We start from the raw sequence: 7,685 nt of genomic DNA on the forward strand, positions 1-7,685 counted from the left end.
GACGGCGCCCGCATGGCTTGGGCGGGCGCGCTCAGGAACGCTGGCGCGCCTCGCGCGCGCCATCCTCGAGGAGTTCCTTGGCGTGGGCGCGCGCCGCCTCGGAATCGGCCTGGCCGGCCAGCATCCTTGCGAGTTCGGTGATGCGTCCCTCGGTGTCCAAGGTCACCACGTCGGAGGTCGTGAATCCGGACTGCCCCTCGCCGTGCGCCGTCTTGGTGACGTTGAGGTGGCGGTCGGCGAAGGCGGCGACCTGCGGCAGGTGCGTCACGACGACAACCTGCACGTGCCTGGCCAGCCGGGCCAGGCGGCGGCCGATCTCCACGGCCGCCTCGCCGCCCACGCCGGAGTCCACCTCGTCAAAAACGAAGGTGGGCACGGGGTCCACTTCGGCGAGCACCACCTCGAGCGCCAGCATGACGCGAGAGAGCTCGCCGCCCGAGGCGCCCTTGCCCAGCGGGCGCGGGTCCGCGCCGGGGTGCGGCGCCAGCAGGAAGGTGATCTCGTCGGCGCCGTGCGCAGCCGGCTCGCTCGGCGCGACGTCGATCTTGAGGCGCGCCTGCGGCATGGCCAGGGCGTGCAACTCCTCGTCCACGCGTCCCGTGAGGGTGGAGGCCGCGGCCGCGCGCAGGGCGTGCAGCGCGTTGGCCTTCTCCAAGAGCAGGGCCTCGAGCTGGCGCACCTGCTCGGTGAGCGCCTCGAGGCGGGCCGGATCGTCCTGGAGGCCCGCGAGGCGTTCGCGGGCCGTCTCGGCCCAGGCGAGCACCTCGTCAATGGTGGGGGCAAAGCGGCGCTGGAGCCCGGCCAGATCAGCGCGGCGTTCCTCCACGGCCGCGAGCTCGGCCGGGCCGTCGGAGTCGAGGGACTCCGCGTACCCGGCGAGCTCCACGGCGACGTCGGCCAGGATGTAGCCGACCTCGCGGAGGCGGGCCGTCTGCTCGGCCAGGGCCGGATCGTCGGCGTCCACTGCCTCAAGCGCGCGCTTGGCGGCGTCGACGAGGGTCACGGCGTCGGTGGACTCCCCCACCTCGTCGCCGGCCAGGGCCGCGTGTGCGAGCATGGCGCCCTCGCGCAGCTCCTCGACGTGGGCGAGGCGCTGCGCGCGCGTGGCGAGCTCCTCGTCCTCGCCCGGCTGCGGCTCGACGCGGTCGATCTCCTCGAGCGCCGACTGCAGGGTTTCGGCCTCGAGCGCGCGTTCGCGCCCACGCTCCTGGATGTCCTGCAACTCCGCACTCGCGGCCCGCAGGCGGGAGAAGACGTCCTGGTACTCCCCCAGGGCGGCGGCGAGCTCGGTGCCGCCAAAGGCGTCGAGGGCCGCGCGCTGTTCGGCGGCGCCGCGCAGGCGCAGCTGGTCCGATTGGCCGTGCACCGCAACGAGCTTCTCGCCGATCCGGCCCAGGGTGGAGACGGGAACGGAGCGGCCGCCCGCGTGGGCGCGGCCGCGGCCCTCCGAGGACACCGTCCTGGAGAGGTACAGCACCGACTTCTCGCCGTCCTCGTCCAGCTCCGCGCCGGACTCGACGGCCTCGACCAAGGCCGGCGAAGCGGCGTCGTCGAGCACCGTGGCCTCCACGACGGCGCGATCCGCGCCGCGCCTGACCATGCCGGCGTCGGCCCGGCGCCCCGTGAGGAGGCCGAGGGCCGTGACGACCATCGTCTTGCCTGCACCGGTCTCGCCCGTGACCACGGTGTAGCCGGGGCCGAGCGGGAGCTCGGCGTCCTGGATGCCGCCGAGCGGCAGCTCCGCCTCGTCGATGACGCCGAGGGAGCGGATGCGCAGTGACTCGATCATCTAGCCACGCTCCCCGGGCTGGGGAAGGAAGGGTTCGTTGTTGCGCGGGGGCTCCACTGGCGTCACGTTGCCGACCACCGGGATCTCGGTGGTCAGCGGGGCAGCGGGCTCCACGGGGCCGCGCCAGCCCATGATGGGCAGCTGGAACTTGCGCACCAGACGCTCGCTGAAGGGCGTGGTGGTCAGGCGCGCCAGGCGCACTGGGTGCTCGCTGCGCGTCGCCTCGACGCGGGAGCCCGGCGGCAGATCCACCATGCGGCGCCCGTCGCACCAGAGCACTCCGCGGGCGTCGGTGCGGGTGATGAGTTCGACCGCCATGGTGGAGGTGGGCGCCACCACGAGCGGGCGCGCAAAGAGGGCGTGGGCGGAGATAGGGGCCATGACGAGCGCCTCCACCTCGGGCCAGACCACGGGGCCGCCGGCGGAGAACGCGTAGGCCGTGGAGCCGGTGGGCGTGGCCATGACGACGCCGTCGCAGCCGAAGGTGGAGATGGGGCGGGCGTCGACCTCGACGACCACCTCGACCATGCGCTCGCGGTCGGCCTTCTCCACGGCGGCCTCGTTGAGCGCCCAGGTGCGGGCCGTGCGCCGGCCGTTGTGCCAGACCTGCACGTCCATGGTCAGGCGCTCCTCGACCGTGTAGGAGCGTTCAACGATGGCGTCCACGGTGGCGGACAGGTCGGCGCGGTCGCTCTCGGCCAGGAAGCCAACGTGGCCCAGGTTCACGCCGAGCAGCGGGACGCCCGCCGCGCGCACGAGCTCGGCGCTGCGCAGGATGGTGCCGTCGCCGCCCAGGACCATGCCCAGCTCGATGTCGGAGAGCTGGACGTCTTGCCCGAGGATCTCCACGTCCAGCTGGTCACCCGAGGCGCCGGCACGGATCTGCGCCGCCTCGTCCGCCCGCATGACGGGCGCCAGGCCGGCCCGTCGCAGGTAGCGCCCGGCCTCGAGTGCGGCGTTCACCGCCTCGTCGCGCCCGGTGTGGGTCAAGACGAGGATCCGTCTCATGCGTCCGCCTTCCTAGCCTGTGCTGGCCCTCGCACGCGAGTGCGCGCGGGGCCGGACGGGTTCAACGATAGTCAACCGCGTCCAGCATGACGCCAAGGGGCGACGCCGCGTCGCCGGCGGGAGGCGTTGACGGGGCCGGATCGGCGGGCTTGAGCAGGCGCACGAAGAATTCGGCGTTGCCGTCCTGGCCCGCCAGCTGGCTGCGGCCGATGCCGCGCGGCTCCAGGCCAGCCGCCCGGGCCGCGCTTAGCACGGCCTCGACCGCCTCGCGGCGCTGCAGCGGCGAGGAGACGACGCCGGTGCGGGAGAGCTTCTCGCGGCCCACCTCGAACTGGGGCTTGACCATGAGCAGGGCCTCGCCGCCGGGGCGCAGGACGCTGGCCAGCGGGGCCACCACGAGGGTCAGGGAGATGAAGGACAGATCGCCCACGACGAGGTCGACGCCTCCGTCCACGAAGTCGGCGGTGAGGGCGCGCACGTTGACGCCCTCGTGGTTGCGGACCCGCGGGTCCGCGGCGATGTCGGGGTGGAGCTGGTCGTGGCCCACGTCGACGGCGTGGACGAGCCGGGCCCCGCGCTCCAGGAGGACCTGGGTGAAGCCTCCCGTCGAGGCGCCGGCATCGAGGCAGAGCGCGCCGCGCGGGTCCACATCGGAAAAGGTGTCGAGGGCGCCGAGCAGCTTGTGCGCCGCGCGGCCGACCCAGTGGTCCGCCTCGTCGCTCGCGACGCTCAGCTCCTGGCCGGCCGCCACGGCCTGGGAGGCCCTCGTGATCACGGCGCCGTCGAGGCTCACGCGGCCGGCCGCGACGGCCTTGGCGGCGCGGGTGCGCGACGGGAACAGGCCCGCCTTGACGAGCGCGACGTCGAGCCGGTCCGGCTCGCTGAGCAGGATGCCGCTCACGCGCCCTCCTCCAGGGATGCGGTCAGGGACTCCAGGACGCTGGCGAAGCGCTCCGGCAGGTCGGCCGGGGCGAGCTCGTCCAGGTCCCGGAGGGGGGCCAGCACTTCTTCCGCGTCGAGCGCGGAGGGCGCGGCGGCCCCAGCGGGGGGCGCCGGGCGCGGCCCAGGAACGGGCGCGCTCACGCGCCCTGCCCTGCCGTGGTCAGCGCGGGGGCCGTCAGGAGCTCCGCGAGGGAGGGCACGACGACGTCGGGCCGCTGGGCCTCGGGGGCCGCTGCGGCGTCCGCGCTCGTGTGCACCCCGGTCAGGACGAGTGCCGAGGTGAAGCCGGCGGCGTTGCCGCCGGCCACATCGGTGTCGAGCCGGTCCCCCACCATCATGGGGCGCTTGGCCCCGAGGGATGCGGCGGCGAGCAGCATGAGCGCAGGCTCCGGTTTGCCCGCCACGAGCGGCTCGACATCCACAGCGTTGCGGACGGCGGCCACGAGCGATCCGTTGCCGGGGGCGATGCCCTCGGCGCGAGGGATCGTCGAATCGGTGTTGGTCGCGACCCAGCGCGCGCCGCGGTGGATGGCGAAGGCCGCAGCGGCCAGGTCCGACCAGCCGAGCCCCGGATCGAAGCCCTGGATGACGTAGTCGGGCTGCGCCTCGGAGTTGACCTCCACCAGGCTGAAGCCGGCCGCGAGGACCTCCTCGCGCAGCGTGGCCGCACCGATCACCATGGCGGTGGGTGCGCTCACGCCACGCTCCCGAGCGTCGGCGGCGGCCAGCCGGGCCCCGGCCTTGGCCGAACCGAACACGTGCTCCGCGTCGGTGTCGATGCCGAGCGAACGCAGGTGCTCCGCCACCGCCTCGACGGGACGCGAGGCATTGTTGGTGACAAAACCGACGGCGATCCCCGCGGCCTGCGCCGCGGCGATGGCCTCGACCGCGCCCGGAATGGCGGCCGGGCCGGCGTAGATCACGCCGTCCAGGTCGCACAGGAGCGCGTCATGGCCCGCCAGCGGTGCGCCCGCGGGGATCGCCGTCTGGGTCACTTGCGCTCGTCCCCAGCGTCCAGCACGTCCGGGGAGAAGCCCTCCTCGGCCGAGTCCTCGTCGTCATGATCGCCGCCCGTCAGGGCGTCCTCGTCGTCGTCGAGCTCCTCGCCCTCACCGTAGGTATCGGTGAGCGGGTCGGCGAAGCCCTCGGGCAGCAGGTCGCCGTCCTCGTCCTCGCCGGCGGGGGCGAGCTCGCGCACGCCGTCCTCGGCATCGACGTTGGCCTCGGGGGCGCCGAAGCCGGCGGCCACGGAAGCGGCCGGCAGATCGGCGTCGCCCTGACCCTGCAGGTCCACACCGTCCTCGTCGTCCTCATCGGAGGCGCCCAGGTCGACGATCTCGGGCTCCTCGCCCAGATCCAGGCCGAGCGCGCGCTCGGCCACGGCGATGCGGGAGCGCCAGTCGGCGGACTCCTCGTCACGGCCGGCGGCCTCGAGGGCGTCGGCGTAGGCCTCGAAGAGACGCGGGGAGAAGGAGAAGGCGCGGTTGCGGTCCAGCCCCTTGATCTCCAGGGCCTTGACGGCGGAATCGGCATCCTCGGCGTCGAGGAACAGGCCGGCCTTGACGATGGCCACCTCGACGGCGGCGGCACCGGTGAGGGCCTGGGCCTCCGGGGAATTCACGGTCTCCATGGCCTTCTCGGGGCGGCCCAGGGCGCGCTCGCAATCGGCCATGATGGCGAGGTGATCGTCCACGCCGGAGATGCGGCGGAAGGTGCGCAGCTCGCGCAGCGCCTCATGGAAGTCGCCGGCGGCGTAGGCCGTCAGGCCCACGGCCTCGCGGACCAGACCGACGCGGCCACCGCGACGGCTGGCCGCCTGCGCGTGGGACAGCGCCAACGCGGGGTCGACATCGATGTAGCGGGCGGCCATGACAAGGTGCTTGGCGACCCACGGGCGGTTGCGCTCGTCGAGGTACTGCAGCTCGCGCTGCACGGTCTTGTCCAGCTCGGTGCCGTCGACGTCCTTGTCGATGTCCGGGGACTTCTCGCGCCCCTCGCGGTTGGCGGCGCGCACGTCGCCACCGGAGCGCTCGTTCAGATCGCGGACGGGCCCGCGGCCCTTGCCACCGCGGTCGCCACGGTCGCCACGGTCGTCGCGACGGAAGCCACCCTCGCGACGGTCACCGCCCTGACGGCGGTCGCCGCGATCCTGACGCGACCCACGGTCGTCGGAGCGACGCTCCCCGCGGAAGCCGCCCTCGCGGCGGTCGCCGCCGCGGTTGTCGCGATCGTCGCGACGGAAGCCACCGTCCCGGCGATCCCCGCCCTGACGGCGGTCACCACTGAAACCACCCTCACGACGATCCCCACGGTCCTGACGCGGGCCGCGATCGTCCGAACGGCGGTCGCCGCCGAAACCGCGGTTGTCGCGGTCATCGCGGCGACGCTCGCCGCCAAAGCCACCCTCGCGGCGACCCCCGCCGAAGCCGCCCTGGCGGCGGCCGCCGCCGCGGTCGTTGCCGTCGTCACGGCGGTAACCGCCCTCACGACGATCGCCACCGAAACCACGGTTATCGCGATCGTCGCGACGACGATCGTCGCCGAAACCACCCTCGCGACGATCCCCGCCGCGGAAATCACGGTCGTCGCGACGACGGTCGCCGCCCCGGAAGCCACCCTCGCGACGGTCCCCGCCGCGGAAGCCACCCTGGCCACGATCGTTGCGGTCATCGCGACGGAAGCCGCCCTCGCGACGCTCGCCACCGAAGCCGCCCTGGCGGCGGTCGCCGCCGCGGTTGTCACGGTCATCACGGCGGAAGCCGCCCTCACGACGCTCGCCACCGAAACCACGGTTGTCACGGTCGTCGCGACGACGGTCGCCGCCCCGGAAGCCACCCTCGCGACGGTCCTCGCCGCGGAAGCCACCCTGGCCACGATCGTTGCGGTCATCGCGACGGAAGCCACCCTCGCGACGCTCGCCGCCCTGGCGGCGGTCGCCACCGAAACCACCCTCGCGACGATTCCCGCCACGGTTGTCGCGATCATCGCGGCTGAAACCGCCCTCACGACGATTCCCACCGAAACCACCCTGGCGGCGGTCGCCACCACGGTCATCGCGGCGACGGTCCCCGCCCTGGAAACCACCCTCGCGGCCGCCTTGGCCGGAGCTACGACGATCCCCGGATCCGTACGACGGACGATCCGAACGACGCGGGCCCTTGCCCTCTTGGTGGTTTGCCACGATGACCTCTCTGAAGTTCTTCTCCGCGCGGCTGCACAGGTTGCACAGTCCCGAGCCTCACCCGTGTGGGCGGCCCGAGGGCGCGAACTACCATTCTACCGCCCCGGTGAGTCGGAAAGGCGGGCCTGGAATGTGGGCTTCGCCCCGCCCGCACTGCCTGAGCCCCAGCACCTTGCCCCTCCCCCTGATCGGAGTGGGAAATGTCGTCCGAACGCCGCTTTCGACAACATCTGGCACTCCGATCCGGTGGGAGGAAGGACGTCGGCCGGCGCAGCCACTCCCGCGGCCTTGGGATCGGAGCGGGTTTGGTACGGTTCCGGGCCATGGAGTGCACGAAACTCACTCCGATGATGGGTTGTGGCTACAGGGGCACGACGGCGCGTGGCCGGCTTGGGTCCCGGCCGGTAGCCCCAGGCACGGGGCAGCCGCGTTGCCGCTACTACCGATGCCGGCGCCCTGCCCCTGTGCTTTCCCCTCCCCCGATCGGAGTGCGAAATGTCGTCGGGGGGCGGCTTTGGGCGGCATCTGGCACTCCAATCCGGTGAAGGTGGGACGGGGCCGGCCGTCAGTGAGCCGGCTATCACTGTTGCGCGAACAGCTTGGGGATCGGAGTGGGTTTGGTACGGTTCCGGGCCCGGGAGTGTGCGGAATCCAGGCCGGTTCTTTGGGTTGTTGACGTGAGGAAGGCCCCGCGCCTCTCCACCGTGTGTTGGTGGGGGCTGCGGGGCCTTCTTCGTGTGGTTGTGTCCGGCGGCGTCCTACTCT

Annotated in this window: 6 protein-coding genes; 1 reads left to right on the top strand and 5 read right to left on the bottom strand. The window is 73.1% G+C overall.

Translation table 11 applies throughout. From position 1 onward, the window contains the following. Positions 1–31 precede the first annotated feature (31 nt). From recN to DWB68_RS16620, 5 genes are all read right to left on the bottom strand, one after another. Positions 32–1,789, bottom strand: coding sequence for a DNA repair protein RecN (recN, locus tag DWB68_RS05685; protein WP_119424174.1), 1,758 nt, complete (start codon positions 1,787–1,789; stop codon positions 32–34). Beyond that, complete coding sequence (locus DWB68_RS05690; protein ID WP_119424175.1) at positions 1,790–2,797, bottom strand: NAD kinase; 1,008 nt, start codon at positions 2,795–2,797, stop codon at positions 1,790–1,792. A gap of 61 nt (positions 2,798–2,858) precedes the next feature. Continuing rightward, on the bottom strand, positions 2,859–3,698 hold the full coding sequence (locus tag DWB68_RS05695; RefSeq protein ID WP_233548635.1) for a TlyA family RNA methyltransferase: 840 nt from the start codon (positions 3,696–3,698) through the stop codon (positions 2,859–2,861). 178 nt (positions 3,699–3,876) lie between these two features. Further along, a complete protein-coding gene (locus DWB68_RS05700) occupies positions 3,877–4,734 on the bottom strand; it encodes an HAD-IIA family hydrolase (RefSeq protein ID WP_233548636.1) in 858 nt (285 codons plus the stop codon). Continuing rightward, the gene (locus tag DWB68_RS16620) at positions 4,731–5,609 is read right to left on the bottom strand and encodes a hypothetical protein (RefSeq protein WP_233548641.1); all 879 of its coding nucleotides are present in this window, start codon (positions 5,607–5,609) and stop codon (positions 4,731–4,733) included. The genes DWB68_RS05700 and DWB68_RS16620 overlap by 4 nt, the downstream gene beginning before the upstream one ends. 6 nt (positions 5,610–5,615) lie before the next feature. Between DWB68_RS16620 and DWB68_RS15955 the strand changes: the two genes are divergently transcribed. Then, entirely contained in the window at positions 5,616–7,271 is a 1,656-nt protein-coding gene (locus tag DWB68_RS15955; RefSeq protein ID WP_147391597.1) for a hypothetical protein, read from the top strand. Positions 7,272–7,685: the final 414 nt, after the last annotated feature.

The sequence above is a fragment of the Galactobacter valiniphilus genome (assembly GCF_003575975.1).
Lineage (GTDB): Bacteria > Actinomycetota > Actinomycetes > Actinomycetales > Micrococcaceae > Galactobacter > Galactobacter valiniphilus.